The sequence below is a fragment of the Peribacillus sp. NPDC096447 genome (assembly GCF_044762725.1).
Classification (GTDB): domain Bacteria; phylum Bacillota; class Bacilli; order Bacillales; family DSM-1321; genus Peribacillus.
The window spans coordinates 21,012-46,449 of record NZ_JBIWEV010000013.1; the positions used below are offsets into that span (position 1 = coordinate 21,012).

A 25,438-nucleotide genomic window follows, 5' to 3' on the forward strand; every position below is an offset into this window, starting at 1 on the left:
AAAATGTATTACCAAACGTATGCTAAAACTTCTCCGCCAACTTGTTTAGAGCGAGCTTCCTTGTCTGTTAAAACTCCGTGAGAAGTAGAAACAATTGCGATACCTAAACCGTTAAGAACGCGTGGTACCTCTCCAGTTTTTGCATATACACGCAAACCAGGTTTGCTGATACGTTTTAGACCAGTGATAACACGTTCGTTGTTTGCACCGTATTTTAAGAAGATACGGATGATACCTTGTTTGTTGTCTTCGATTAATTCAAAGTCACGTACGAAGCCTTCACTTTTTAAGATCTCAGCAATTTCCTTTTTGATCTTTGAAGCAGGAACTTCCAGTTTTTCGTGACGAACCATATTCGCATTACGGATGCGAGTAAGCATATCTGCAATAGGATCTGTCATGACCATTATATTTTACCTCCTTCCCAAACTCGGGTTTTACCAGCTAGCTTTTTTAACGCCAGGAATTTGTCCTTTATATGCAAGTTCGCGGAAACAAATACGACAAAGTTTAAATTTACGTAATACTGAATGTGGACGTCCGCAACGTTCGCAACGTGTATATTCTTGTACTTTAAACTTCTGTTCGCGTTTTTGCTTTACGATCATAGACTTTTTAGCCACGATTTCGCCTCCCTTTATTTAGAGATTACTTTTGGAACGGCATTCCAACTTGAGTAAGTAGTTCACGAGCTTCTTCGTCAGTGTTGGCAGTCGTTACGATAACGATGTCCATACCACGAACTTTGCTCACTTTATCGTAATCAATCTCAGGGAAGATAAGTTGTTCTTTAACGCCTAATGTATAGTTCCCACGTCCGTCAAAGGATTTCTTTGAAACGCCGCGGAAATCACGTACACGCGGTAAAGATACAGATACTAGCTTATCAAGGAATTGATACATACGCTCTCCACGTAATGTAACTTTCGCTCCGATAGGCATACCTTCACGCAAACGGAAGCCTGCGATTGATTTTTTTGCTTTTGTTATAACTGGTTTTTGACCAGTGATCAATGTAAGTTCTTCAACAGCTGTATCTAAAGCTTTCGAGTTAGATACTGCGTCACCCACACCCATGTTAATAACGATTTTTTCAATGTTTGGTACTTGCATTACTGATTGATAGTTGAATTTACCCATCAATGACGGTGTAATTTCACTTTTGAATTTTTCTTTAAGGCGGCTCATTGCTTAGTGTACCTCCCTTCATTTATGACTTATTTATCTAAAGATTCACCTGAAATTTTAGCTACGCGTACTTTTTTACCATTTTCGATCTTATATCCAACACGAGTCGGTTTACCTGATTTAGGATCAAGTGGCATTACATTGGATACGTGAATAGCAGCTTCTTTGCTGATAATTCCACCTTGTGGATTAAGTTGAGATGGCTTGGAATGCTTTTTCACGATGTTAATTCCTTCAACAAGCACACGATTTTGTTTCGGATATGCAGAAAGAATTGTTCCTTGTTTGCCTTTGTCCTTACCAGAGATGACTACGACTTTGTCACCTTTTTTAACATGCATTAGCTTGGCACCTCCTTGAAAGGCTTTATACAAATTTTACATATTATAGAACTTCTGGAGCAAGAGAAACGATCTTCATGAAACTATTGTCACGTAATTCACGAGCAACAGGTCCAAAAATACGTGTTCCACGTGGGCTCTTATCGTCACGGATAATTACACATGCGTTTTCATCGAAACGAATGTAAGAACCGTCAGGACGACGCATACCACGTTTTGTACGGACAACAACAGCCTTAACGACTTCACCTTTTTTAACAACGCCTCCTGGTGTTGCCTGTTTGACTGTACAAACGATGATATCACCGATGTTTGCAGTTTTACGGCCAGAACCACCTAGGACTTTAATTGTTAGCACTTCACGAGCACCAGAATTGTCAGCGACTTTTAAACGAGATTCTTGTTGAATCATGTACGGTACCTCCCTTCGGAATTAGCTTAATCCGAACTATATTAAATGATTACTGCTTTTTCTACTACTTCTACAAGACGGAAGCGTTTTGTAGCTGAAAGTGGACGAGTTTCCATGATACGTACTACGTCGCCTGCTTTAGCTTCGTTTAGCTCGTCATGAGCTTTAAACTTTTTAGAGTATTTCACGCGTTTACCGTATAAAGAATGCTTTTTATAGGTTTCTACAACAACTGTAACTGTTTTATCCATTTTGTCGGATACTACGCGTCCAGTGTAGATTTTGCGTTGGTTGCGTTCGCTCATTCTGCAAACCTCCATTCATTATCGATTAGTGACACCGATCTCTCTTTGACGAACAACTGTTTTCATACGAGCAATCGATTTGCGAACTTCACGGATGCGAGCTGTATTTTCAAGTTGTCCAGTAGCTAACTGGAAACGAAGATTAAATAGTTCTTCTTTAAGAGATTTTAGTTTTTGTTCAATTTCAGCAGTGGTTAGATCTTTGATTTCATTAGCTTTCATTTGTTTCACCACCAATTTCCTCTCTTTTTACAAACTTGCATTTGATTGGAAGTTTGTGTGCTGCAAGGCGCAATGCTTCTCTTGCCACCTCTTCAGATACACCAGAGATTTCAAACATAACTTTGCCCGGTTTAACTACTGCTACCCAACCTTCAGGAGCACCTTTACCGGAACCCATCCGTACTTCAAGCGGCTTAGCTGTGTAAGGTTTGCTTGGGAAGATTTTGATCCAAACTTTCCCTCCACGTTTCATATAACGAGTCATCGCAATACGAGCTGCTTCGATTTGGCGGTTCGTGATCCAGGAAGCTTCTTGAGCTTGAAGTCCAAATTCTCCGAAATGAACTTCAGTGCCGCCTTTAGCCATCCCTCTCATCTTACCGCGGTGTTCACGACGGTATTTTACGCGTTTTGGCAATAACATATTATTTTCCTCCTTCCTCAGATTTCTTCTTAGTAGGAAGAACTTCTCCACGGTAGATCCAAACTTTCACGCCTAGCTTACCGTAAGTAGTATCTGCTTCAGCATGAGCATAGTCTATGTCTGCACGAAGTGTGTGAAGTGGAACTGTTCCTTCGCTGTAATGTTCAGCACGAGCAATATCAGCACCGCCAAGACGACCAGAAACTTGAGTTTTGATTCCTTTTGCTCCAGAACGCATAGTACGTTGGATAGCTTGCTTTTGAGCGCGACGGAATGAAACACGGTTTTCTAATTGACGAGCGATGTTTTCTGCAACCAATTTTGCATCAAGATCTGCTCTTTTAATTTCGATGATATTGATATGAACTCTTTTGCCAGTCAACTGGTTCAAAGCTTTACGAAGTGCTTCGACTTCAGTACCGCCTTTACCGATAACCATTCCTGGTTTAGCAGTGTGGACAGATACATTGATACGGTTAGCTGCACGTTCGATTTCAACTTTTGAAACAGAAGCATCATTTAGACGTTTCGCGATATATTCACGAACTTTGATGTCTTCATGCAAAAGAACTGCGTAGTCTTTATCAGCGTACCATTTGGATTCCCAGTCACGGATTATCCCGATACGCATACCGATTGGATTTACCTTTTGACCCACAGATTACCCCTCCTTCTTTTCTGATACAACGATTGTAATATGACTAGTACGTTTGTTAATTGCACTCGCACGACCTTGAGCGCGAGGACGGAAACGTTTTAATGTTGGTCCTTCGTTAACGTATGCCTCTGAAACGACTAGGTTATTAATATCCATTTCGTAGTTGTGTTCTGCATTTGCGATAGCAGATTTCAGAATTTTTTCTACGACTGGAGAAGCAGATTTTGGTGTTAAGCGAAGAATCGCTACTGCTTCACCTACTTGTTTTCCTCGAATTAAATCTGCGACTAAACGCACTTTACGAGGAGCAATACGAACTGTTTTAGCGACAGCTTTAGCTTGCATGAGATGCCCTCCTCTCATTAACGTCTTGTTTTCTTGTCATCACTTGCGTGACCTTTATAAGTGCGTGTAGGCGCGAATTCGCCTAGTTTGTGACCTACCATATCTTCTGTTACATAAACCGGCACATGCTTACGACCGTCATAAACGGCGATTGTGTGTCCGATGAATTGCGGGAAGATTGTTGAGCGACGAGACCAAGTTTTTACTACCTGTTTCTTGTCAGCTTCATTTAATTTTTCAACTTTTACCAATAAATGATCATCAACAAAAGGCCCTTTTTTTAAGCTACGACCCATGCGAGTACCTCCCTTCGTGACTGTTCTACGGTTCTATATATGAACCGTAGGTCAATCCCGTTATTTTTTACGACGACGTACGATAAATTTATCGGATTTGTTTTTCTTCTTACGAGTTTTGAATCCAAGAGTAGGTTTACCCCATGGAGACATTGGTGATTTACGTCCGATTGGCGCTTTACCTTCACCACCACCGTGTGGGTGATCATTCGGGTTCATTACAGATCCACGAACTGTTGGGCGTTTACCTAACCAACGGTTACGGCCAGCTTTACCAATGTTGATAAGTTCATGTTGTTCGTTACCAACTTGACCGATTGAAGCACGGCAAGTAGCAAGAATCATACGAACCTCACCTGAGTTTAAACGTACAAGTACATAACGACCTTCTTTACCAAGTACTTGAGCAGATGTTCCTGCTGAACGGACTAATTGTCCACCTTTTCCTGGTTTAAGTTCGATGTTATGAATTACTGTACCAACTGGGATGTTAATAAGAGGAAGTGCGTTACCCACTTTGATGTCAGCTTCTGGACCTGACATAACTTCCAAACCTACTTCTAGGTTTTTCGGAGCTAGGATATAACGTTTTTCTCCATCAACGTAATTAATTAATGCAATGTTTGCAGAACGATTTGGATCGTACTCAATAGTAGCAACGCGTCCTGGTATACCATCTTTATTCCGTTTGAAATCGATGATACGGTATTGACGCTTATGGCCGCCACCTTGATGACGAACTGTTAACTTACCTTGGTTATTACGGCCGCCTTTGCTGTGTAAAGGAGCAAGTAATGATTTTTCCGGTTTGTCTGTAGTGATCTCAGCAAAATCGGAAGTTGTCATATTACGTCGACCGTTAGAGGTAGGTTTATACTTCTTAATCGCCATTTGTATTTCCCTCCTTCTCTAATGAATTAAGCCTCGAATAGCTCGATTTCTTTGCTGTCAGCAGTTAATTTAACAATAGCTTTACGGCGCTTGTTAGTATAGCCTGCATGTTTGCCCATGCGTTTGAATTTACCTTTGTAGTTCATGATGTTTACTTTCTCAACTTTAACGCCGAAAATTTCTTGAACAGCATCTTTAACTTGAGTTTTATTAGCTCTAACATCAACTTCAAAAGTATATTTCTTTTCAGCCATTATGTCTGAAGAGCGTTCAGTGATTACGGGGCGCTTAATGATATCGCGTGCATCCATTATGCAAGCACCTCCTCTACTTTTTCGACAGCTGATTTAGTCAAGATCAATTTGTTGTGTGAAACAACATCAAGAACATTAAGACCATCAGCTTCAACTACAGTAACACCAGGGATGTTACGTGCAGAAAGAGCAACTTTCTCATCTAAACCGTCAGTAACGACTAACGTTTTAGTATCAACAGAAAGGTTTTTAAGTACAGCTACAAACTCTTTTGTTTTTGGAGCTTCGAAAGACAAGCTTTCAAGTACCAAAATGTTCTCTTCCAATGCCTTTGCAGACAATGCAGATTTAATAGCTAAACGACGTACCTTTTTAGGTAGCTTGTAAGCGTAAGATCTTGGAGTTGGTCCAAAAACAACGCCACCGCCACGCCATTGTGGAGAACGGATAGAACCTTGACGCGCACGTCCAGTTCCTTTTTGTTTCCAAGGTTTACGTCCACCGCCTGCAACTTCAGAACGGTTTTTAACTTTATGAGTTCCTTGACGTAAGGAAGCTCGTTGCATGATGATTGCTTCAAATAATACGTGATTATTAGGTTCGATACCAAAGATGGATTCATTTAGTTCGATGTCGCCAACTTGTGAACCTGTTTGGTTGAACAATGTAACTTTTGGCATTCTATTGCTCCTCCTTTCTCAGAAATTACTTTGCTTTAACAGCAGTTTTAACTTTGATCAATGCTTTTCTAGCACCAGGTACATTACCTTTGATCAATAGTAGGTTACGTTCAACATCAACTTTAACGATAGCTAAGTTTTGAACAGTGATTTGCTCTCCACCCATACGTCCTGGTAATAGTTTACCTTTGAATACGCGGTTTGGAGCTACAGGACCCATTGAACCTGGGCGACGGTGGTAACGAGAACCATGAGACATAGGTCCGCGGGATTGTCCATGACGCTTGATAGAGCCTTGGAATCCTTTACCTTTTGAAATTCCTGATACATCTACTAAATCGCCTTCAGCGAAAATACTTACATTGACTTCTTGACCGATCTCATATTCAGTAAGATCCGTTCCGCGGAATTCGCGAATGAAGCGCTTAGGAGTAGTATTTGCTTTTTCAACATGGCCCTTTTCAGGTTTGTTAGAAAGCTTTTCACGTTTGTTTTCAAAACCAACTTGAACTGCTTCATAGCCATCAGTTTCAACAGTTTTCTTTTGAAGAACCACGTTATTAGCAGCTTCGATAACTGTTACCGGAATAAGTTCACCGTTTTCAGCAAAAACTTGAGTCATACCGATTTTTCTTCCTAAGATTCCTTTGGTCATAAGTCACACCTCCTAGAGTAATTGTTCATATTTATATGAATTATAATTTGATTTCAATGTCAACGCCTGATGGTAAATCTAAACGCATCAATGAATCAACTGTTTGTGGAGTTGGATTAACGATGTCGATTAGACGTTTATGCGTACGCATTTCGAATTGTTCACGAGAATCTTTGTATTTATGAACCGCACGTAGGATCGTATATACCGATCTTTCAGTAGGTAATGGGATCGGACCAGATACAGCCGCACCAGAACGTTTTGCAGTTTCAACAATTTTCTCAGCAGATTGATCAAGGATTCTGTGATCATATGCTTTTAAACGGATACGAATTTTTTGTTTTGCCATAATTTTCCCTCCTTTTCGCCTATTTTGAAATAGACCTTCTCAATGGAAATTTCCCACACACTCGCCATGGCAAAGCGGCCGGGTGTGTCAGCAACCTTCCATATCATCGCAGTCAAAGACCAACATTGTCTATTATACATAAAACACAAGCAGAATGCAAGTTAAACTTGAATTTTTCTTGTGCAGCACACTTTTATTATTATACATACTATCACAAGTATTTACAAGTACATTCTATATGGACTTTCATATCCATTTTCTTCAATTCGGAAAATCTCGTGATATCCAAAAATACACTTCGTTATTTACAGGTATTATAGAAGAAAAGGTTCTTTAGAAATAGAAAAGAAGCAGATGGCGTCCCATCTGCTTCTCCCGGAAGGCGTCCCTTCCAATATTGTTTTATGAATCAATTATTCTTGGATTGTAGCAACTACGCCAGCGCCTACAGTACGTCCACCCTCACGGATAGAGAATTTAGTACCTTCTTCGATAGCGATTGGAGCGATAAGTTCTACAGTCATTTCGATGTTGTCTCCAGGCATAACCATTTCTACGCCTTCAGGAAGGTTACAAATACCAGTTACGTCAGTTGTACGGAAGTAGAACTGAGGACGGTAGTTTGTAAAGAATGGAGTGTGACGTCCACCTTCTTCTTTAGAAAGAACATAAACTTCAGCTTTGAACTTTGTGTGTGGAGTGATTGTACCTGGTTTAGCAAGTACTTGTCCACGTTGGATATCTTCACGGGATACACCACGAAGTAGTGCACCGATGTTGTCACCAGCTTCAGCATAGTCAAGAAGTTTACGGAACATTTCAACACCAGTTACTGTTGTTGGTTTAGACTCTTCGTTGAAACCGATGATGTCAACAACGTCACCGACTTTAACTTGTCCACGCTCAACACGGCCAGTAGCAACTGTTCCACGACCAGTGATTGAGAATACATCCTCAACTGGCATCATGAATGGTTTTTCAGTGTCACGAGTAGGTTCTGGGATATACTCGTCAACAGCTGTCATTAATTCATGAATTTTTTCTTCCCATTCAGCATCTCCTTGAAGAGCTTTAAGAGCAGAACCTTTGATAACTGGAATGTCATCGCCAGGGAATTCGTATTCAGATAAAAGATCACGGATTTCCATTTCTACTAATTCAAGAAGTTCTTCGTCATCAACCATGTCGCATTTGTTCATGAATACTACTAGGTATGGTACACCTACTTGACGAGAAAGAAGGATGTGCTCACGAGTTTGTGGCATTGGGCCATCAGCAGCAGATACTACTAGGATCCCGCCGTCCATTTGTGCAGCACCAGTGATCATGTTTTTAACATAGTCAGCATGTCCTGGGCAGTCAACGTGTGCATAGTGACGAGTAGCTGTTTCGTACTCAACGTGTGCAGTAGAGATTGTGATACCACGTTCTCTTTCTTCTGGAGCACCATCGATTTGGTCATAAGCGCGAGCTTCTGCTCCACCAGATTTAGCAAGTACAGTTGTGATTGCAGCAGTTAGAGTTGTTTTACCATGGTCAACGTGACCAATTGTTCCAACGTTAACGTGCGGTTTTGAACGATCAAATTTAGCTTTTCCCATTAGGAATTCCTCCTTAAAATTATAAATAAAAGATTAAGTATATAGGGGCTGTGAAAGAAGACTAATTCTTCCATCACAGCTTACATAAGATAGTTATACTTTAATAAGAGATGAAAATCAATTATTCACCTTTATTTTTTTTGATGATTTCTTCAGAAATGCTCTTAGGTACTTCTTCATAATGATCGAAGTGCATAGAGAATGTTCCGCGTCCTTGAGTGTTAGAACGTAGAGATGTAGCATATCCGAACATTTCAGATAGTGGAACCATCGCTTTAACCATTTGCGTGTTGCCGCGAGCTTCCATACCTTCTACACGACCACGACGAGATGTGATATCTCCCATGATGTCGCCTAGGTAATCTTCTGGAATAACTACTTCCACTTTCATGATCGGTTCAAGGATGACAGGACTACATTTAGATGCTGCATTTTTAAGTGCCATAGATGCAGCGATTTTAAATGCCATTTCATTGGAGTCAACGTCATGGTAAGATCCGTCAAATAATTTTGCTTTGATGTCGACTAGCGGGTAACCAGCAAGTACACCACGGTCAAGTGAATCAACTAATCCAGCTTGTACAGCAGGGATGTATTCACGTGGTACTACACCACCGACGATAGCATTTTCAAATTCGAATCCTTTACCTTCTTCGTTTGGACCAAATTCGATCCATACGTGTCCGAATTGTCCACGACCACCAGATTGGCGAACGAATTTACCTTCAACTTTAGCTGAACCACGGAAAGTTTCACGGTATGCTACTTGAGGAGCACCAACGTTTGCTTCCACTTTGAATTCGCGACGCATACGGTCAACAAGGATGTCCAAGTGAAGTTCACCCATACCAGCGATGATTGTTTGACCAGTTTCTTGATCAGTATGCGCACGGAATGTTGGATCTTCATCTTGTAGCTTTTGTAAAGCTTGAGACATTTTGTCTTGGTCTGCTTTTGATTTCGGTTCAACTGATAGTGAGATAACTGGTTCTGGGAACACCATGGATTCAAGAATTACTTGGTTCTTGTCATCACATAGAGTATCTCCAGTTGTAGTATCTTTCAATCCGACAGCAGCTGCGATATCCCCTGCATATACAGTAGAGATTTCTTCACGGCTGTTTGCGTGCATTTGAAGGATACGTCCAATACGCTCACGTTTTCCTTTAGTTGAGTTGATTACATAAGATCCTGATTCTAATGTACCTGAGTACACACGGAAGAATGTAAGTTTACCAACGTAAGGGTCAGTCATAACTTTAAACGCTAAAGCAGAGAACGGTTCAGAATCGTCTGAATGACGTTCTACTTCTTCTTCTGAATCCGGTAATGTACCTTTGATAGCTGGTACATCCAATGGAGATGGAAGGAAGTCGATAACGTTATCAAGCATTAATTGAACACCTTTGTTTTTGAAAGCTGATCCACAAATAACAGGGAAGAATTCAACATTAACGGTTGCTGTACGAATAGCTGCTTTCAATTCAGCAATGCTGATTTCTTCGCCGCCAAGGTATTTTTCCATTAGGTCTTCATTAACTTCCGCTACTGCTTCAATTAGCTTTTCACGGTATTCTTCAGCTAATTCCCGGTGTTCTTCAGGAATTTCACCGATAGTGATGTCAGTTCCTAGGTCATTACCGTAGAAATGAGTTTTCATTTCAATAAGGTCGATGATTGCAGAGAATTGATCCTCTGCTCCGATTGGTAACTGAACTGGGTGAGCGTTAGCTTGTAAACGATCGTGGATTGTTCCAACTGAATACAAGAAATCTGCACCGATTTTGTCCATTTTATTTACGAATACGACACGTGGTACACCGTAAGTTGTAGCTTGGCGCCAAACTGTTTCAGTTTGAGGCTCAACACCTGATTGGGCATCAAGTACAGCTACAGCTCCATCAAGTACGCGCAAAGAGCGTTCAACTTCAACTGTGAAGTCTACGTGTCCTGGTGTATCGATGATATTTACACGGTGACCTTTCCACTGTGCAGTTGTTGCAGCGGAAGTGATCGTGATTCCGCGTTCTTGTTCCTGTTCCATCCAGTCCATTTGAGATGCACCTTCGTGCGTTTCACCAATTTTGTGGATTTTACCAGTGTAATATAGAACACGTTCTGTTGTTGTCGTTTTACCGGCATCGATGTGAGCCATGATACCGATATTACGAGTGTTTGCTAAGGAGAACTCTCTTGCCATTTGTCTTTCTCCTTCCTTCTATAAGGATTTTATAGTGATTAATCTTACCAGCGATAATGTGCGAAAGCTTTGTTGGCTTCAGCCATTTTGTGTGTATCTTCACGTTTCTTAACTGCTGCTCCAGTATTGTTGGCAGCATCCATGATTTCATAAGCTAAACGCTCTTCCATCGTTTTTTCTCCACGAAGGCGAGAGTAGTTTACTAACCAACGAAGTCCTAGAGTCGATTTACGGTCTGGACGCACCTCAACTGGTACTTGGTAGTTAGCTCCACCCACACGGCGTGCTTTTACTTCTAGTACAGGCATGATGTTTTTAAGTGCTTGATCGAAAACTTCGATCGGCTCATTGCCAGTACGTTCTTTGATTAAATCAAATGCAGAGTAAAGAATTTTTTGTGATTTACCTCTTTGTCCATCAACCATTAATTTGTTGATTAAGCGAGTCACAAGTTTTGAATTATATATTGGATCTGGTAATACGTCTCTTTTCGTTACAGGTCCTTTACGAGGCATTGTATTTCCTCCTTTCAAGAAAGTTCAATTTTTGTTTAAGATTATTTTTTTGCTGCTTTCGGACGCTTAGTACCGTATTTAGAACGGCCTTGCATACGATTGTTAACTCCAGCTGTATCAAGAGCACCACGTACGATATGGTAACGTACCCCTGGTAAATCTTTTACACGACCGCCACGGATAAGAACCACGCTGTGTTCTTGTAGGTTGTGACCGATACCTGGGATATAAGCTGTTACCTCGATACCGTTTGTTAAACGTACACGCGCATATTTACGTAACGCGGAGTTTGGTTTTTTCGGTGTCATAGTACCCACACGAGTGCAAACACCACGTTTTTGCGGAGATGATACGTTAGTTTGTGCTTTTTTAAAGCTGTTGTAGCCTTTGTTAAGTGCTGGAGATTTTGAATTAACCTCTTTAGACTCGCGTCCTTTACGCACTAATTGATTAATAGTAGGCATTACATTTTTCCTCCCTTCACGTTTTCATTTCTAGTACCACACATCCAGGTGGTTCATAAATGGGTAAAAACAAAGTCTTTGCAAATATAATTGCAAAAACATCTTTACTTTTTGATGGCAACAGTTGCTGCTCCGACATCAATACCACATGCTTTGCCAAGCATTCTCATCGAATCAACATATGTGATAGGAACATCCAATTCTTTGGCAGTCTCAACGACACGCCCAGTCAAGTATATATCTGCATCATCAGCGATGATAACTTCTTGAATTAAATTGTTTTTAAGAGCTCTAACTGCTTGCTTCGTCCCTATAATCACTGACTTTGCCTGTATTACTTTTTCATAAGACATGGTCCATATCCTCCAAAGTTACAGGGTAACATAGGAGCACCTTTGCTATAGTATCATTATAAGTCGGATACTGTCAACTTCTTTCAAAAAAATAATTAAAGCAAAAGGTTTTCCTTACATAATTCTATCAAGATTATCAATGTGCCTAAACGGAATATATCAAATCCCCATACGGCTTTTCAACCGGCCATGAGTAATAAGAGAGACCAGCTCAATAAATTCTGATCCTTCAGCTCCAATAGGAAACAGGAGTGCGGTTTTCAGTATAAATGACTGAGCTGGTCCTTTTTCCTTTAATCCACTGTTACTGTATCGGCACTTTCGTCACCAACGACGACAGGGTTTGCTTTTCTGTATCTAAGCATTCCCGTTCCCGCAGGGACAAGTTTACCGATGATGACATTTTCTTTAAGACCAAGCAATTCATCACGTTTTCCTTTTATTGCTGCATCAGTCAAGACTCTAGTCGTTTCTTGGAATGACGCTGCGGACAAGAAGGAATCCGTTTCTAGAGATGCTTTTGTGATACCTAGCAATACAGGGCGGCCTGTAGCTGGTAATTTATTGGTCAGCAATGCATCTGTGTTTGCAGTAGTGAACTGGTTAACATCCAATAATGTTCCTGGAAGCACTTCAGTTTCACCTGCATCAAGCACACGGACTTTACGCATCATTTGTCTAACCATTACCTCGATATGTTTATCACCGATTTCAACACCTTGCATCCGGTATACTTTTTGAACTTCATGTAGCAGGTATTCCTGAACAGTAAGCACGTCTGTAACCTTAAGCAATTCTTTCGGATCGATGGAACCCTCTGTCAACTCTTCACCACGACGGACAGGTGTATCAACAGTTACTCTTAAACGAGCTGTGTACGGTGCAGTATACGTGCGTGATTCAACAGCACCCTGAACGACGATTTCCTGTTGTTTATCCCGAATTTCATTGATCGAAACAATCGTTCCTTCAATTTCGGAAATGACAGCTTGACCTTTAGGATTTCTCGCTTCAAATATTTCTTGGATACGAGGAAGACCTTGAGTGATATCGTCCCCGGCAACCCCACCTGTATGGAATGTACGCATCGTCAACTGTGTACCAGGTTCTCCGATTGATTGAGCGGCAATGATACCGACTGCTTCGCCCACTTCAACTTCTTGACCTGTAGCCAAGTTGCGTCCATAACATTTTTTACATACACCATGGCTGGTGTTACATGTAAAGGCAGAACGGATCCAGGCCGTTTCAATTCCAAGTGATTCAATATAATTAGCAAGATCTTCAGTAATAAGATCGTTTTCAGCCACGATTACTTCATTTGTTTCAGGATGTCTGATCGCTTTTCTTGCATAACGGCCTACTAGGCGCTCTTCAAGATGCTCGATTATTTCTGTACCCTCTCTCAAGGCTGAAATTTTCAAGCCGCGGTCCGTTCCACAATCGTCATCACGGATGATGACATCTTGGGCAACGTCAACAAGTCGACGGGTAAGGTAACCGGAATCGGCTGTTTTAAGCGCTGTATCGGCAAGACCTTTACGCGCACCATGTGTAGAGATGAAGTACTCCAACACTGTTAAACCTTCACGGAAACTTGATTTGATCGGTAACTCAATGATACGTCCAGCCGGGTTGGCCATCAAACCACGCATACCCGCAAGCTGCGTAAAGTTGGAAGCATTACCACGGGCACCGGAGTCACTCATCATGAAGATCGGGTTGCGTCGGTCCAGTGAGTCCATAAGTTTGGACTGGATGGTATCCTTGGCAGCACTCCAGATTGAAATGACGCGATCATAACGCTCATCCTCTGTAATTAGACCACGTCTGAACTGTTTCAAGACGTTATCCACTTTGGTTTGAGCCTCAGTAATGATTTCTTGTTTTTCTTTTAGAACGACAATATCAGCCACACCAACGGTAATACCAGCTTTTGTCGAATATTTGAATCCAAGATCTTTCATCCGGTCAAGCATTTTGGATGTTTCCGTAATTTTAAAGCGTTTAAAGACTTCAGCGATGATATTTCCAAGAATTTTTTTCTTGAAAGGATCGATAGCAGGTTGTGCCTTAATCAATTCAGGGATATTAGCGCCTTTTTCCACAAAATATTTCTCTGGAGTTTTGGTTTCCAAATTATATCGTGTCGGCTCGTTAATATACGGGAATGATTTTGGTAAAATTTCATTGAAGATCAATTTACCGACAGTGGTAATAAGCAGTTGGCGGTTTTGTTCTTCAGTGAATGTTTCATTATTCAGTGATGATGCATGTACGGCACAACGGGAATGTAAGTGTACATATCCGTTTTGGTATGCAAGCAATGCTTCACTTGTATCTTTAAAGATCATACCTTCGCCGATAGCGCCTTCTCTTTCCAATGTTAAGTAATAGTTACCTAATACCATATCTTGAGAAGGTGTAACGACAGGTTTACCATCTTTAGGGTTCAAAATGTTCTGTGCTGCAAGCATAAGCATGCGTGCTTCGGCTTGGGCTTCAGAAGATAGAGGAACGTGGACCGCCATTTGGTCACCGTCAAAGTCAGCGTTGTAAGCTGTACATACGAGCGGATGCAAACGAATTGCGCGACCTTCAACCAACGTTGGTTCAAACGCTTGGATACCAAGTCTATGAAGAGTCGGTGCACGGTTCAATAGTACTGGGTGTTCTCTAATAACTTCTTCAAGCACATCCCATATTTCAGGAGATAAACGTTCAATTTTGCGCTTAGCGGATTTGATGTTATGCGCTAGGCCTCTTTGAACAAGCTCCTTCATAACGAATGGTTTGAATAATTCAATCGCCATTTCTTTAGGAAGACCACATTGGTACATCTTTAAGTTTGGTCCTACTACGATAACGGAACGGCCAGAGTAATCAACACGTTTACCAAGAAGGTTTTGACGGAAACGACCTTGTTTACCTTTTAACATGTGAGATAAAGATTTTAACGGACGGTTACCAGGTCCAGTTACCGGACGGCCGCGACGGCCATTATCGATAAGAGCATCGACAGCTTCTTGCAGCATACGCTTCTCATTTTGAACGATAATGCTTGGTGCTCCAAGATCCAGTAATCGTTTCAAACGATTATTACGGTTGATAACACGGCGATATAAATCATTTAGATCAGATGTGGCAAAACGTCCTCCATCAAGTTGAACCATAGGACGAAGTTCCGGTGGAATGACCGGAAGCACGTCAAGGATCATCCATGAAGGCTCATTTCCGGAGTTACGGAATGCCTCAAGCACTTCCAAGCGTTTGATTGCACGGGTTCTGCGTTGTCCTTGAGCTGTTTTAAGCTCCTCTTTCAACGACTCTACTTCCTTTTCCGTATCAATATCTTGTAAAAGTTTTTTAATAGCTTCAGCACCCATGGCAGCTTGGAATTTCTTACCGTATTTTTCACGGTATGTACGATATTCCTTTTCGGAAAGAAGCTGTTTCTTTTCTAAAGTTGTATCGCCCGTTTCAGTTACGACGTAAGATGCAAAGTAAATAACTTCTTCCAAAGCCCGTGGAGACATGTCAAGTACAAGTCCCATACGGCTAGGAATTCCTTTAAAATACCATATGTGTGAAACTGGAGCTGCCAGCTCAATATGACCCATACGCTCACGACGCACCTTCGCACGAGTGACTTCAACGCCACACCGGTCACAGACTACGCCTTTATAACGAACACGTTTATATTTTCCGCAATGACATTCCCAGTCCTTTTGAGGTCCAAAAATTCTCTCACAGAATAAACCGTCTTTTTCTGGCTTTAGCGTACGATAGTTGATTGTTTCTGGTTTTTTAACTTCTCCATGGGACCAAGAACGAATCTTGTCTGGTGAAGCAAGACCAATTTTCATATACTCAAAATTATTAACGTCTAACAAGGGGCCTACCTCCCTTTTAATCTCCAGGTTTAACCCTTGACTGCCGTCAAATATCAGGCAATCTTACACCGGATGATGGTTGATTGAATCAATAAGGCTCTAACAAGGCAGCATGATCTTCAAATGAACATCTCGCTGCCAGTCAGAGCGGGTAATATATAACTAGATATGTTTATATTTAATTTTATTCTTTGACAGGTGCCCCTACTTCGGAAGCAACCATATCTTTAGTTTCTGAATCAAGGCTTAATTTGTCTGCTTGGTTGGCTTCATCTTCATCTTCCAAATCACGCATTTCGATTTCACGATCTTCGGCATTGAGGATTTTAACATCCAATCCTAAACTTTGAAGCTCCTTAATCAATACTTTGAAGGACTCAGGAACACCTGGTTCAGGGACATTTTCACCTTTGACAATCGCTTCGTACGTTTTCACACGACCCACGACATCATCTGATTTAACGGTTAGGATTTCTTGTAATGTATAAGCAGCACCATAAGCTTCAAGTGCCCATACTTCCATCTCACCGAAACGCTGTCCACCAAATTGCGCTTTACCACCAAGTGGCTGCTGCGTAACAAGGGAGTAAGGACCAGTTGAACGTGCATGAAGTTTATCATCGACCATATGTGCCAGTTTGATCATATACATGACACCAACTGATACACGGTTATCGAATGCTTCACCTGAACGGCCATCATACAGGACAGTTTTTGCATCACGGGACATCCCGGCTTCTTCAATCGTACCCCAAACATCTTCCTCTGTGGCACCATCGAATACAGGAGATGCTACATGGATGCCAAGTGCGCGTGCAGCCATACCTAAGTGAAGCTCAAGCACCTGACCGATGTTCATACGTGAAGGTACACCCAATGGGTTTAACATGATGTCGACTGGAGTGCCATCCGGTAAATAAGGCATATCTTCTTCAGGAAGAATCCTGGAGATTACCCCTTTGTTACCATGTCGTCCAGCCATTTTATCGCCTTCATGGATTTTACGTTTTTGAACGATATATACACGTGCGAGTTGGTTTACACCAGGAGGCAGTTCATCGCCGTCTTCTCTGTTGAATACTTTAACATCAAGAACGATTCCGCCGCCGCCGTGAGGTACACGAAGTGATGTATCCCTTACTTCACGTGCTTTTTCACCGAAGATTGCATGTAATAGACGTTCCTCGGCAGTCAGTTCCGTTACACCTTTAGGCGTTACTTTACCAACGAGAAGGTCTCCGTCTTTCACTTCAGCACCCACACGGATAATTCCGCGCTCATCAAGATTACGAAGCGCATCTTCCCCTACGTTAGGGATATCGCGGGTGATTTCTTCAGGCCCTAATTTTGTATCGCGTGATTCAGATTCATATTCTTCAATATGAATGGAAGTGTACACATCATCTTTAACCAATCGTTCACTCATGATGATGGCATCTTCATAGTTATATCCATCCCATGTCATGAAGGCAACCAATACGTTACGTCCAAGTGCCAACTCACCTTTTTCCATTGAAGGACCATCAGCAAGAATTTCACCTTTTACGACGTTGTCGCCAACACTGACGATAGGGCGTTGATTATAGCACGTTCCTTGGTTGGAACGAATGAATTTTAATAGACGATATTTATCAAGATTTCCTTTTACTTGCTGTCCGTCTACTTCACTTACCCTACGTACCCATACTTCACGTGATTCAACGTGCTCTACGATACCAGGGTGTTTACAGATTACAGCAGCACCGGAGTCTTTCGCTGAAACATACTCCATACCCGTTCCGACTCGAGGGGCTTCCGGTTGAAGCAAAGGAACTGCTTGACGTTGCATGTTCGCTCCCATAAGGGCACGGTTGGAGTCATCGTTTTCCAAGAAAGGAATACATGCAGTCGCAGCAGATACAACTTGTTTAGGAGATACATCCATGTAATCTACGCGGTCACGCGGAACAACGGTATTTTCACCGCGGAAACGTGCAACAACATCATTATCAAGGAATGAGCCGTCATCTGACAGTCGTACATTCGCTTGGGCAACTACATAATTATCTTCCTCATCAGCCGTTAAGTAATCGATTTGGCTTGTGATTTTACCTGTTTCAGGGTCCACACGACGATATGGCGTTTCAATGAAGCCATATGGGTTAACCTTTGCAAAACTGGATAACGAGTTAATCAAACCAATATTCGGTCCCTCAGGCGTTTCAATCGGACACATGCGGCCATAGTGGGAATAATGAACGTCACGTACTTCAAAGCCAGCACGCTCACGTGTCAGACCACCAGGTCCCAATGCAGATAGACGACGTTTATGCGTCAATTCAGCAAGCGGATTCGTTTGATCCATGAATTGGGAAAGCTGCGAGCTTCCAAAGAACTCTTTAATTGATGCAATGACCGGGCGAATGTTGATTAGTTGCTGCGGAGTGATTGTATTCGTATCCTGAATGGACATTCTTTCACGAACAACACGCTCCATACGGGATAAACCAATTCTAAATTGGTTTTGCAGCAATTCACCAACGGAACGCAGACGACGGTTACCTAAATGGTCAATGTCATCCGTGATTCCCACACCATGCAATAAGTTAAAGAAATAACTGATGGAAGAAATGATATCAGCCGGTGTAATGTTTTTGACCTGGTCGGTCACATATGCATTACCGATGATATTGATCACTTTTTCGCCTTCAGCATCGTTTGGTGCAAACACTTTAATAGGTTGTAGAAGAGTTTCTTCTTCCACTACACCACCTGATGGATGGAATGTTTTGAATCCGATTCCACCTTCGATATGAGGCAGGATCCTATCTAGAGTCCGACGATCAAGCATTGTACCTTTTTCAACGATGATTTCACCTGTTTCAGGATCAATCAAAGTTTCTGCAATACGTTGTCCGAATAAACGGTTCTTGATATGCAGTTTTTTGTTTATTTTATAACGGCCTACATTAGCTAAATCATAACGTTTTGGATCAAAAAAGCGTGATACTAAAAGACTTTTCGCGTTTTCGACAGTAGGCGGTTCACCTGGGCGTAGACGCTCATAGATTTCCAGTAATGCTTTTTCCACACTCTCGGTGTTATCCTTTTCAAGAGTGTTGCGAAGGTATTCGTTGTCTCCGATCAAATCGATGATTTCTTGATCTGTTCCGAATCCAAGGGCACGCATCAATACCGTGATCGGTAATTTCCTGGTGCGATCGATTCGAACATACACAACATCCTTGGCGTCTGTTTCATATTCGAGCCATGCGCCACGGTTAGGAATAACGGTCGCAGAGAATCCCAACTTACCGTTTTTATCCATTTTCCCATTGTAGTAAACACTCGGTGAGCGCACTAATTGGGATACAATTACCCGTTCAGCACCATTGATGACAAATGTACCTGTTTCAGTCATCAGCGGGAAGTCACCCATAAATACATCCTGGTCTTTCACTTCCCCTGTTTCTTTGTTAACAAGGCGCACTTTCACTCGAAGTGGTGCAGAATACGTAACATCGCGTTCTTTTGTTTCTTCCACAGAATACTTCGGCTCAGCTAAGCTGTAATCGATGAATTCTAACGATAAATTACCTGTAAAATCCTCAATAGGAGAAATATCCTGGAACATTTCCTTTAAACCTACATCTAGAAACCATTGATAAGAAGCTGTTTGAATTTCAATCAGATTCGGAAGGTCCAAAACCTCACTGATTCTTGCATAACTTCTACGTTGGCGGTGTCGTCCATACTGAACAAGTTGACCTGTCAACTGATTCACCCCTTAAATCAAGCGTTATAAGGATCCATTTGCCTCGGAAAAGGAATCATTTCCATAGACAAAAAGAAAATGGTTTTTATTTTAAAAACCACTATTTCTCATAAAACGAACTATTATTTATATATTTTTCCCATATTATCCATTGATTATACACCAATGGTATAAAAATTGCATAGTTACGGAATTATATATATGCATTTTATAATACTAACATAGCGAAAATTTAGAGTCAAACCTTTTTGGATAATAGTATATAGTAACCCTTTTTCTTAACGGGCACTTCAACATTTCCAAATAATTGCTCCATTTTATCCATTGCAGATGGAGCTCCTTGTTTTTTTTGAATGACAACCCATAATTCTCCACCAGCTACCAAACTGCGATAGCTTTCTTCTAAAATTTCGTGGACTACACTTTTACCTGCGCGAATGGGAGGGTTCGTAAGAATCGCTGCGAATTGATTGGAGGCAACTTTGTCAAAACGATCACTTTCGTAAATCTTCACGTTTGTGATCCCATTAGATGCAGCATTCTCTTTTGACAATTCAACTGCCCGGCTATTTATATCAATCATTTCTATCGTTCTATCGGGATAAGCTGCCGAAATCGATATTCCAATTGGTCCATAACCGCAACCAACATCGAGGATATTTCCTTCCACAGCCTCATTAAGGTTAAAACTCTCAACCAAAAGACGCGATCCGAAATCAACTTCCTTTTTCGAAAAAACACCATTATCACTTTTGAAGCGAAATGTACGTCCCTTTAATGTGAAATCCCAAAATTTCGGATTGCTTACGACATCCGGTTTTTGTGAGTAGTAATGCTCTGTCAGAGTCATCTCCCCCTATCAGAAAGGAATATTGAAGATTTAATGAGAGAAGAGAATTGAAGAATGGATGCTTGCATGCCGGAATGTCGGAATAACGAAATCCTCGTTATCAAACCATTAACGGCTAATTTCCGTTCATTTCTTTAAAAATGAAGAAAAAAAGCCCGCCAGTGATAGCGAGCTTTTTGTTTATGCAAGATTACTTAACTTCAACGCCAGCTCCAACTTCTTCAAGTTTAGCTTTGATTTCTTCAGCTTCTTCTTTAGAAGCGCCTTCTTTGATTGCTTTTGGAGTGTTGTCAACAAGTTCTTTTGCTTCTTTAAGTCCAAGACCTGTAACTTCACGTACAGCTTTGATAACTTTGATTTTTTGATCTCCAGCAGATGTAAGGACTACATCAAACTCAGTTTTTTCTTCAGCAGCAGCGCCACCAGCAGCAGCTACAGCTACAGGTGCAGCAGCAGTTACGCCGAATTCTTCTTCGATTGCTTTTACAAGGTCGTTTAATTCTAAAACAGTCATATTTTTAACTGCTTCAATGATTTGATCTTTAGTCATTTTTATTTCCTCCTCGAAATGGTTGGTTTTTTTTGAATCAGCAGGCTAAATAAGCGGTCAGCTTACGCGCCTTGTTCTTCTTTTTGCTCTGCAACAGCTTTTGTAGCAAGAGCAAGTCCGCGCATAGGTGCTTGTAGCACGCTGAGTAGCATTGAAAGTAGGCCTTCGCGTGAAGGTAGTTCTGCAAGAGCTTTAATTTCTTCAGCAGTTGCAACATTTCCTTCGATAACTCCAGCTTTGATTTCTAAAGCTTCATGTTTTTTCGCAAAATCGTTAAGGATTTTTGCTGGCGCAATAACATCTTCAGTTGAGAATGCAATTGCGTTTGGACCTGTTAATGATTCGTTCAAAGCGCTAAGTTCAGCACTTTCAGCAGCACGGCGAGTCATAGAGTTTTTGTAAACTTTAAACTCAACGCCAGCTTCACGAAGTTGCTTACGAAGTTCTGTTACTTCAGCAACAGTCAATCCACGGTAGTCAACAACTACTGTTGATTGGCTTGAAGTTAACTTTTCAGAAATCTCAGCAACGATTTTTTGCTTTTGTTCAATAATTGCGTTCATCCTTACACCTCCTGTAGATTTGCTTGAAAACATTTATACCGTTTCAAAGAAAAAGCCTTCATCTCTATTGCAGACATGAAGGCAGTAATTTCAAAAGTCATAGTCCAGGACTATTATTATCGAATTACCTCGGCAGGGAATTAAGCTCGTAATGAGCACCTACTGTCTACGGTACAAATAGTATTCATTTATTCACAACAAAACTTATTATAACAATAATAGTTTTGGTATGTCAATTATTTATTTGAAAGAAGAAGGATCAACTTTCACACCAGGGCCCATTGTAGTTGTTACAGAAACGTTTTTCATGTAAGTTCCTTTAGCAGCCGCAGGTTTAACTTTCAATAATGTATCATAGATAGTAGTGAAGTTTTCCACTAGTTTAGCATCTTCGAAAGATACTTTACCGATTGGAGCGTGGATGTTACCAGCTTTATCTACGCGGTATTCAACTTTACCAGCTTTGATTTCATTAACAGCTTTCGTTACATCGAAAGTTACTGTGCCAGTTTTAGGGTTAGGCATTAAACCTTTAGGTCCTAATACACGGCCAAGTTTACCAACTTCACCCATCATGTCTGGAGTCGCAACGATTACATCGAATTCGAACCATCCTTGTTGGATTTTGTTGATGTAGTCAGATTCGCCAACGTAGTCAGCACCAGCAGCTTCCGCTTCTTTTGCTTTTTCGCCTTTTGCGAATACTAATACGCGTTGAGTTTTACCAGTACCATTCGGAAGAACAACAGCTCCACGAATTTGTTGGTCGGCTTTCTTAGGGTCTACGCCTAAACGGAAAGCAACTTCAACAGTCGCATCGAATTTTGCGAAGTTTGCTTTTTTAGCAACTTCGATTGCTTCAGTTACAGCATAAGCCTTAGATACTTCTACAAGCTTAGCTGCTTCAAGATACTTTTTACCTTTTTTAGCCATGATATAAATCCTCCTAAATTGTGGTTTTAACGGAATGACCTCCCACGAATAAAGGTTGCGAGTATCAATCGCAACCCCGTAGAAACAAATAGCAATTACATGGATTAGTCTTCGATGACAATACCCATGCTGCGAGCAGTACCTTCAACCATACGCATTGCAGCTTCAACGCTTGCAGCGTTTAGGTCAGGCATTTTAGTTTCAGCAATCTCGCGCACTTGATCACGCTTGACTGTAGCAACTTTATTACGGTTAGGTTCACCAGAACCAGACTCGATACCAGCTACTTTCTTAAGCAATACTGCAGCCGGTGGAGTTTTTGTAATGAATGTAAATGAACGGTCTTCAAATACCGTGATTTCAACAGGAATAATTAGACCAGCTTGATCTGCTGTACGAGCGTTGAACTCCTTACAGAATCCCATGATGTTTACACCAGCTTGACCTAATGCAGGACCGACTGGCGGTGCCGGATTCGCTTTACCAGCAGGAATTTGCAATTTAACCATTTTAATTACTTTTTTAGCCACGAGACACACCTCCTTATAAGTCCGTGATGTGGTAATAGGGTAATACCCTCCCACTCATCTTGAATTCTTTATCTATTAATAAAGAATGCTTGTATCGTTGAGGCCTAAAAATTGAAACATACTGACCTTTGAAATTTTACCACTTTCAAAAGGCAATTTCAAGTTTTTTTCCGTTTATAATTTTTCCACTTGATTAAAATCAAGTTCAACCGGTGTATCACGGCCGAACATATTGACTAGAACCCTTACTTTACCTTTATCTTTATCAAGTTCTTCAATAGGGCCGGCAAATGTTGCAAATGGTCCTTCCTTAACTTGAACCGTATCACCGATTTCAAAATCAACCTCGATTTTGCTTTCATCTACGCCCATTCGCTTAAGAACGACTTCAATTTCTTCCGGCAGCAATGCAGTCGGTTTTGAACCAGCTCCAGATGAACCTACGAAACCTGTTACTCCAGGCGTATTCCGGACAACATACCATGAATCATCAGTCATGATGATCTCAACCAGCACATATCCTGGAAATACTTTCTTTTTAGTTACTTTCTTTTTGCCATCTTTCACTTCTGTTTCTTCTTCTTCTGGAACTACAACGCGAAAGATCTTGTCTTCCATCCCCATAGTTTCAACACGTTTTTCCAAGTTAGCCTTAACTTTGTTCTCATAACCTGAATAGGTGTGAACTACATACCAATTCTTTTCCATGTGTTAGGACTTTAACGTCCTTCCCTCCCTGCAATCAATCATTTTCTTTATTAATCTTTATCTTTGAACGTTTTAGCCAAAAAACCATACGGCGTCATTCCGACTTAACTAGAATATATTGTGATGAACATATTACAGCAGTGCTCGATTTTGAACTTCTTCACTTATTAAAAAAGACAAATTAAAAAACCCGTTTCCGGGCTTTTCTGCTGACACATATTATTCTATCACTATTATACCTTATTTTCGAATCTCTTATTCAATAACTAAGCGAATTAATTCGGAAATGCCCAAATCCACCACTGTAAAGAATAAAGCCATAAATACTACAGTCGTTACCACCACGATTGTATACTTGGTAAGCTCCTTGCGTTTCGGCCAGCTTACTTTTTGCATTTCGCGAGCGACTCCGCTGAAAAATTCGGTAAAACGTTTCATGAATGTACCTCCAAGCATTAGAAGCTTCTGTCAATCTATTTATAGAACGGTTATTTCGTTTCTTTATGAATCGAGTGTGAGTTGCACGTACTGCAAAATTTCTTGATTTCCAGTCGTTCGCCGCTTGTCGATTGTTTGCTCTCATAACTATAATTCCTTGTACCGCAATCAGTGCAGGCAAGAACTATTTTTTTTCGCATTAGATACACCTATCCTATCTACTATATCCATAAAACCTTATCACGGCTGTTTTTTATTGTCAATATCAAAGCGGGTTTCGACGATTATGGACACCGGAAATCAGAATATCGGTTTACTTGACATCCATTAAAAATCTTTGTGAATAATAAACTTCCATGTGGAGAAGGGACAGATGAAATTAAGCGGAAAAAGCGGAGGGATTATAAACTGATTTCCCTTACTTCCAGATAGCGCTCGAGCTTTCTTTTCACCCGTTGAAGGGCGTTGTCGATTGACTTAACATGCCGGTTCAACTCTTCCGAAATTTCTTGGTAGGTTTGTCCATCCAGGTAAAGAGCTAACACTTTTCTCTCAAGATCACTCAGGAGCTCGGCCATCTTTAATTCGATATCGTCAAACTCTTCTTGGTTGATGATCAGTTCTTCCGGGTCCAAAACTTTCGTACCCGATATAATATCCATTAGAGTTCGATCCGATTCCTCATCGTAAATGGGCTTGTCCAGGGAAACATAGGAATTGAGCGGAATATGTTTTTGACGTGTTGCTGTTTTGATAGCTGTAATGATCTGCCTCGTAATGCATAGTTCTGCAAATGCTTTAAAAGAAGATAACTTATCCCCTTTGAAATCACGGACGGCTTTATATAAACCAATCATACCTTCTTGCACGATGTCTTCCTTATCGGCACCAATCAAGAAATAAGTCCTTGCCTTAGCTCTTACAAAATTACGATACTTTTGGATCAAATAATCCAGCGCTTCACTGTCTCCAGTGTGCACCAACCCTATCAATTCATCATCCTCAAACTGCAGATACTTTTCGTTCAGCTTCATTCCGAATTTGAGACCCACATTATATCCCCCTG

32 protein-coding genes and 1 other annotated feature are annotated in these 25,438 nt (G+C 41.0%); all 32 genes read right to left on the reverse strand.

Annotated features, from left to right (window positions below; translation table 11 throughout):
* Window positions 1–8 precede the first annotated feature (8 nt).
* Complete coding sequence (gene rpsH, locus ACIQZD_RS24710) at window positions 9–407, reverse strand: 30S ribosomal protein S8 (RefSeq protein WP_034304995.1); 399 nt, start codon at window positions 405–407, stop codon at window positions 9–11.
* Between the two features lie 30 nt (window positions 408–437).
* Window positions 438–623, reverse strand: a complete 186-nt coding sequence (locus ACIQZD_RS24715; RefSeq protein WP_034304998.1) for a type Z 30S ribosomal protein S14 — start codon at window positions 621–623, stop codon at window positions 438–440.
* Between the two features lie 25 nt (window positions 624–648).
* Window positions 649–1,188, reverse strand: coding sequence for a 50S ribosomal protein L5 (rplE, locus tag ACIQZD_RS24720; protein WP_048677889.1), 540 nt, complete (start codon window positions 1,186–1,188; stop codon window positions 649–651).
* 29 nt (window positions 1,189–1,217) lie between these two features.
* Window positions 1,218–1,529, reverse strand: coding sequence for a 50S ribosomal protein L24 (gene rplX / locus ACIQZD_RS24725; RefSeq protein ID WP_034305002.1), 312 nt, complete (start codon window positions 1,527–1,529; stop codon window positions 1,218–1,220).
* A gap of 43 nt (window positions 1,530–1,572) precedes the next feature.
* Window positions 1,573–1,941, reverse strand: coding sequence for a 50S ribosomal protein L14 (gene rplN / locus ACIQZD_RS24730; protein WP_034305005.1), 369 nt, complete (start codon window positions 1,939–1,941; stop codon window positions 1,573–1,575).
* Between the two features lie 41 nt (window positions 1,942–1,982).
* Window positions 1,983–2,246 (reverse strand): 30S ribosomal protein S17, encoded by a 264-nt coding sequence (rpsQ, locus tag ACIQZD_RS24735; protein WP_048677887.1) that lies wholly within the window; start codon window positions 2,244–2,246, stop codon window positions 1,983–1,985.
* A gap of 18 nt (window positions 2,247–2,264) precedes the next feature.
* On the reverse strand, window positions 2,265–2,468 hold the full coding sequence (gene rpmC, locus ACIQZD_RS24740; protein ID WP_034305010.1) for a 50S ribosomal protein L29: 204 nt from the start codon (window positions 2,466–2,468) through the stop codon (window positions 2,265–2,267).
* Window positions 2,458–2,892 (reverse strand): 50S ribosomal protein L16, encoded by a 435-nt coding sequence (rplP, locus tag ACIQZD_RS24745; RefSeq protein WP_034305012.1) that lies wholly within the window; start codon window positions 2,890–2,892, stop codon window positions 2,458–2,460. The genes rpmC and rplP overlap by 11 nt, the downstream gene beginning before the upstream one ends.
* Window position 2,893: 1 nt before the next feature.
* Window positions 2,894–3,550, reverse strand: a complete 657-nt coding sequence (gene rpsC, locus ACIQZD_RS24750; RefSeq protein WP_034305014.1) for a 30S ribosomal protein S3 — start codon at window positions 3,548–3,550, stop codon at window positions 2,894–2,896.
* A 3-nt stretch (window positions 3,551–3,553) separates the two neighbouring features.
* On the reverse strand, window positions 3,554–3,895 hold the full coding sequence (rplV, locus tag ACIQZD_RS24755) for a 50S ribosomal protein L22 (RefSeq protein WP_034305017.1): 342 nt from the start codon (window positions 3,893–3,895) through the stop codon (window positions 3,554–3,556).
* Window positions 3,896–3,912: 17 nt separating this feature from the next.
* Window positions 3,913–4,191 (reverse strand): 30S ribosomal protein S19, encoded by a 279-nt coding sequence (rpsS, locus tag ACIQZD_RS24760; protein ID WP_034305018.1) that lies wholly within the window; start codon window positions 4,189–4,191, stop codon window positions 3,913–3,915.
* Between the two features lie 60 nt (window positions 4,192–4,251).
* The gene (gene rplB, locus ACIQZD_RS24765; RefSeq protein WP_034305021.1) at window positions 4,252–5,082 is read right to left on the reverse strand and encodes a 50S ribosomal protein L2; all 831 of its coding nucleotides are present in this window, start codon (window positions 5,080–5,082) and stop codon (window positions 4,252–4,254) included.
* A gap of 26 nt (window positions 5,083–5,108) precedes the next feature.
* Complete coding sequence (gene rplW / locus ACIQZD_RS24770; RefSeq protein ID WP_034305023.1) at window positions 5,109–5,393, reverse strand: 50S ribosomal protein L23; 285 nt, start codon at window positions 5,391–5,393, stop codon at window positions 5,109–5,111.
* A complete protein-coding gene (gene rplD / locus ACIQZD_RS24775; RefSeq protein ID WP_034305025.1) occupies window positions 5,393–6,016 on the reverse strand; it encodes a 50S ribosomal protein L4 in 624 nt (207 codons plus the stop codon). The genes rplW and rplD overlap by 1 nt, the downstream gene beginning before the upstream one ends.
* Window positions 6,017–6,041: 25 nt before the next feature.
* Window positions 6,042–6,671: a 50S ribosomal protein L3 gene (rplC, locus tag ACIQZD_RS24780; protein ID WP_034305028.1), complete on the reverse strand. Its 630-nt coding sequence runs from the start codon at window positions 6,669–6,671 to the stop codon at window positions 6,042–6,044.
* Between the two features lie 40 nt (window positions 6,672–6,711).
* Complete coding sequence (rpsJ, locus tag ACIQZD_RS24785; protein WP_019244375.1) at window positions 6,712–7,020, reverse strand: 30S ribosomal protein S10; 309 nt, start codon at window positions 7,018–7,020, stop codon at window positions 6,712–6,714.
* Window positions 7,021–7,433: 413 nt separating this feature from the next.
* Window positions 7,434–8,621 carry an elongation factor Tu gene (gene tuf, locus ACIQZD_RS24790; protein WP_144529705.1) on the reverse strand — a complete coding sequence of 396 codons (1,188 nt, stop codon included), beginning with the start codon at window positions 8,619–8,621 and terminating at the stop codon, window positions 7,434–7,436.
* A gap of 121 nt (window positions 8,622–8,742) precedes the next feature.
* Window positions 8,743–10,821, reverse strand: coding sequence for an elongation factor G (gene fusA / locus ACIQZD_RS24795; protein ID WP_101225871.1), 2,079 nt, complete (start codon window positions 10,819–10,821; stop codon window positions 8,743–8,745).
* A 44-nt stretch (window positions 10,822–10,865) separates the two neighbouring features.
* Window positions 10,866–11,336, reverse strand: a complete 471-nt coding sequence (rpsG, locus tag ACIQZD_RS24800; RefSeq protein ID WP_048677878.1) for a 30S ribosomal protein S7 — start codon at window positions 11,334–11,336, stop codon at window positions 10,866–10,868.
* A gap of 41 nt (window positions 11,337–11,377) precedes the next feature.
* Window positions 11,378–11,800 (reverse strand): 30S ribosomal protein S12, encoded by a 423-nt coding sequence (gene rpsL / locus ACIQZD_RS24805; RefSeq protein WP_034305038.1) that lies wholly within the window; start codon window positions 11,798–11,800, stop codon window positions 11,378–11,380.
* A 104-nt stretch (window positions 11,801–11,904) separates the two neighbouring features.
* A complete protein-coding gene (locus ACIQZD_RS24810; RefSeq protein WP_034305040.1) occupies window positions 11,905–12,153 on the reverse strand; it encodes a 50S ribosomal protein L7ae-like protein in 249 nt (82 codons plus the stop codon).
* Between the two features lie 293 nt (window positions 12,154–12,446).
* A complete protein-coding gene (rpoC, locus tag ACIQZD_RS24815) occupies window positions 12,447–16,046 on the reverse strand; it encodes a DNA-directed RNA polymerase subunit beta' (protein ID WP_241593944.1) in 3,600 nt (1,199 codons plus the stop codon).
* Window positions 16,047–16,230: 184 nt separating this feature from the next.
* Window positions 16,231–19,800: a DNA-directed RNA polymerase subunit beta gene (gene rpoB, locus ACIQZD_RS24820; protein WP_048677874.1), complete on the reverse strand. Its 3,570-nt coding sequence runs from the start codon at window positions 19,798–19,800 to the stop codon at window positions 16,231–16,233.
* A 238-nt stretch (window positions 19,801–20,038) separates the two neighbouring features.
* On the reverse strand, window positions 20,039–20,644 hold the full coding sequence (locus ACIQZD_RS24825; RefSeq protein ID WP_402907293.1) for a class I SAM-dependent methyltransferase: 606 nt from the start codon (window positions 20,642–20,644) through the stop codon (window positions 20,039–20,041).
* Window positions 20,645–20,840: 196 nt separating this feature from the next.
* Complete coding sequence (gene rplL, locus ACIQZD_RS24830; protein ID WP_048677872.1) at window positions 20,841–21,200, reverse strand: 50S ribosomal protein L7/L12; 360 nt, start codon at window positions 21,198–21,200, stop codon at window positions 20,841–20,843.
* Between the two features lie 62 nt (window positions 21,201–21,262).
* Window positions 21,263–21,763 (reverse strand): 50S ribosomal protein L10, encoded by a 501-nt coding sequence (gene rplJ, locus ACIQZD_RS24835; RefSeq protein WP_048677870.1) that lies wholly within the window; start codon window positions 21,761–21,763, stop codon window positions 21,263–21,265.
* A 39-nt stretch (window positions 21,764–21,802) separates the two neighbouring features.
* Window positions 21,803–21,953: a sequence feature (ribosomal protein L10 leader region), on the reverse strand.
* Between the two features lie 50 nt (window positions 21,954–22,003).
* Complete coding sequence (gene rplA, locus ACIQZD_RS24840; RefSeq protein WP_048677868.1) at window positions 22,004–22,696, reverse strand: 50S ribosomal protein L1; 693 nt, start codon at window positions 22,694–22,696, stop codon at window positions 22,004–22,006.
* Between the two features lie 104 nt (window positions 22,697–22,800).
* Entirely contained in the window at window positions 22,801–23,226 is a 426-nt protein-coding gene (rplK, locus tag ACIQZD_RS24845; RefSeq protein ID WP_034305057.1) for a 50S ribosomal protein L11, read from the reverse strand.
* A gap of 174 nt (window positions 23,227–23,400) precedes the next feature.
* Complete coding sequence (gene nusG / locus ACIQZD_RS24850; protein WP_048677866.1) at window positions 23,401–23,934, reverse strand: transcription termination/antitermination protein NusG; 534 nt, start codon at window positions 23,932–23,934, stop codon at window positions 23,401–23,403.
* A gap of 255 nt (window positions 23,935–24,189) precedes the next feature.
* The gene (gene secE, locus ACIQZD_RS24855; protein WP_034305062.1) at window positions 24,190–24,372 is read right to left on the reverse strand and encodes a preprotein translocase subunit SecE; all 183 of its coding nucleotides are present in this window, start codon (window positions 24,370–24,372) and stop codon (window positions 24,190–24,192) included.
* Window positions 24,373–24,422: 50 nt separating this feature from the next.
* On the reverse strand, window positions 24,423–24,572 hold the full coding sequence (rpmG, locus tag ACIQZD_RS24860) for a 50S ribosomal protein L33 (protein ID WP_101225867.1): 150 nt from the start codon (window positions 24,570–24,572) through the stop codon (window positions 24,423–24,425).
* Window positions 24,573–24,773: 201 nt separating this feature from the next.
* Window positions 24,774–25,406, reverse strand: coding sequence for an RNA polymerase sporulation sigma factor SigH (gene sigH / locus ACIQZD_RS24865; protein ID WP_094246690.1), 633 nt, complete (start codon window positions 25,404–25,406; stop codon window positions 24,774–24,776).
* Between the last annotated feature and the right edge of the window lie 32 nt (window positions 25,407–25,438).

Bases quoted from the DNA above. Each gene is read 5' to 3' on its own strand.
- rpsH (WP_034304995.1), bottom strand. From the start codon at position 407: ATGGTCATGACAGATCCTATTGCAGATATGCTTACTCGCATCCGTAAT.
- rplE (WP_048677889.1), bottom strand. From the start codon at position 1,188: ATGAGCCGCCTTAAAGAAAAATTCAAAAGTGAAATTACACCGTCATTG.
- rplX (WP_034305002.1), bottom strand. From the start codon at position 1,529: ATGCATGTTAAAAAAGGTGACAAAGTCGTAGTCATCTCTGGTAAGGAC.
- rplN (WP_034305005.1), bottom strand. From the start codon at position 1,941: ATGATTCAACAAGAATCTCGTTTAAAAGTCGCTGACAATTCTGGTGCT.
- rpsQ (WP_048677887.1), bottom strand. From the start codon at position 2,246: ATGAGCGAACGCAACCAACGCAAAATCTACACTGGACGCGTAGTATCC.
- rpmC (WP_034305010.1), bottom strand. From the start codon at position 2,468: ATGAAAGCTAATGAAATCAAAGATCTAACCACTGCTGAAATTGAACAA.
- rplP (WP_034305012.1), bottom strand. From the start codon at position 2,892: ATGTTATTGCCAAAACGCGTAAAATACCGTCGTGAACACCGCGGTAAG.
- rplV (WP_034305017.1), bottom strand. From the start codon at position 3,895: ATGCAAGCTAAAGCTGTCGCTAAAACAGTTCGTATTGCTCCTCGTAAA.
- rpsS (WP_034305018.1), bottom strand. From the start codon at position 4,191: ATGGGTCGTAGCTTAAAAAAAGGGCCTTTTGTTGATGATCATTTATTG.
- rplB (WP_034305021.1), bottom strand. From the start codon at position 5,082: ATGGCGATTAAGAAGTATAAACCTACCTCTAACGGTCGACGTAATATG.
- rplW (WP_034305023.1), bottom strand. From the start codon at position 5,393: ATGGATGCACGCGATATCATTAAGCGCCCCGTAATCACTGAACGCTCT.
- rplD (WP_034305025.1), bottom strand. From the start codon at position 6,016: ATGCCAAAAGTTACATTGTTCAACCAAACAGGTTCACAAGTTGGCGAC.
- rplC (WP_034305028.1), bottom strand. From the start codon at position 6,671: ATGACCAAAGGAATCTTAGGAAGAAAAATCGGTATGACTCAAGTTTTT.
- rpsJ (WP_019244375.1), bottom strand. From the start codon at position 7,020: ATGGCAAAACAAAAAATTCGTATCCGTTTAAAAGCATATGATCACAGA.
- tuf (WP_144529705.1), bottom strand. From the start codon at position 8,621: ATGGGAAAAGCTAAATTTGATCGTTCAAAACCGCACGTTAACGTTGGA.
- fusA (WP_101225871.1), bottom strand. From the start codon at position 10,821: ATGGCAAGAGAGTTCTCCTTAGCAAACACTCGTAATATCGGTATCATG.
- rpsG (WP_048677878.1), bottom strand. From the start codon at position 11,336: ATGCCTCGTAAAGGACCTGTAACGAAAAGAGACGTATTACCAGATCCA.
- rpsL (WP_034305038.1), bottom strand. From the start codon at position 11,800: ATGCCTACTATTAATCAATTAGTGCGTAAAGGACGCGAGTCTAAAGAG.
- ACIQZD_RS24810 (WP_034305040.1), bottom strand. From the start codon at position 12,153: ATGTCTTATGAAAAAGTAATACAGGCAAAGTCAGTGATTATAGGGACG.
- rplL (WP_048677872.1), bottom strand. From the start codon at position 21,200: ATGACTAAAGATCAAATCATTGAAGCAGTTAAAAATATGACTGTTTTA.
- rplJ (WP_048677870.1), bottom strand. From the start codon at position 21,763: ATGAACGCAATTATTGAACAAAAGCAAAAAATCGTTGCTGAGATTTCT.
- rplA (WP_048677868.1), bottom strand. From the start codon at position 22,696: ATGGCTAAAAAAGGTAAAAAGTATCTTGAAGCAGCTAAGCTTGTAGAA.
- nusG (WP_048677866.1), bottom strand. From the start codon at position 23,934: ATGGAAAAGAATTGGTATGTAGTTCACACCTATTCAGGTTATGAGAAC.
- secE (WP_034305062.1), bottom strand. From the start codon at position 24,372: ATGAAACGTTTTACCGAATTTTTCAGCGGAGTCGCTCGCGAAATGCAA.
- rpmG (WP_101225867.1), bottom strand. From the start codon at position 24,572: ATGCGAAAAAAAATAGTTCTTGCCTGCACTGATTGCGGTACAAGGAAT.
- sigH (WP_094246690.1), bottom strand. From the start codon at position 25,406: ATGAAGCTGAACGAAAAGTATCTGCAGTTTGAGGATGATGAATTGATA.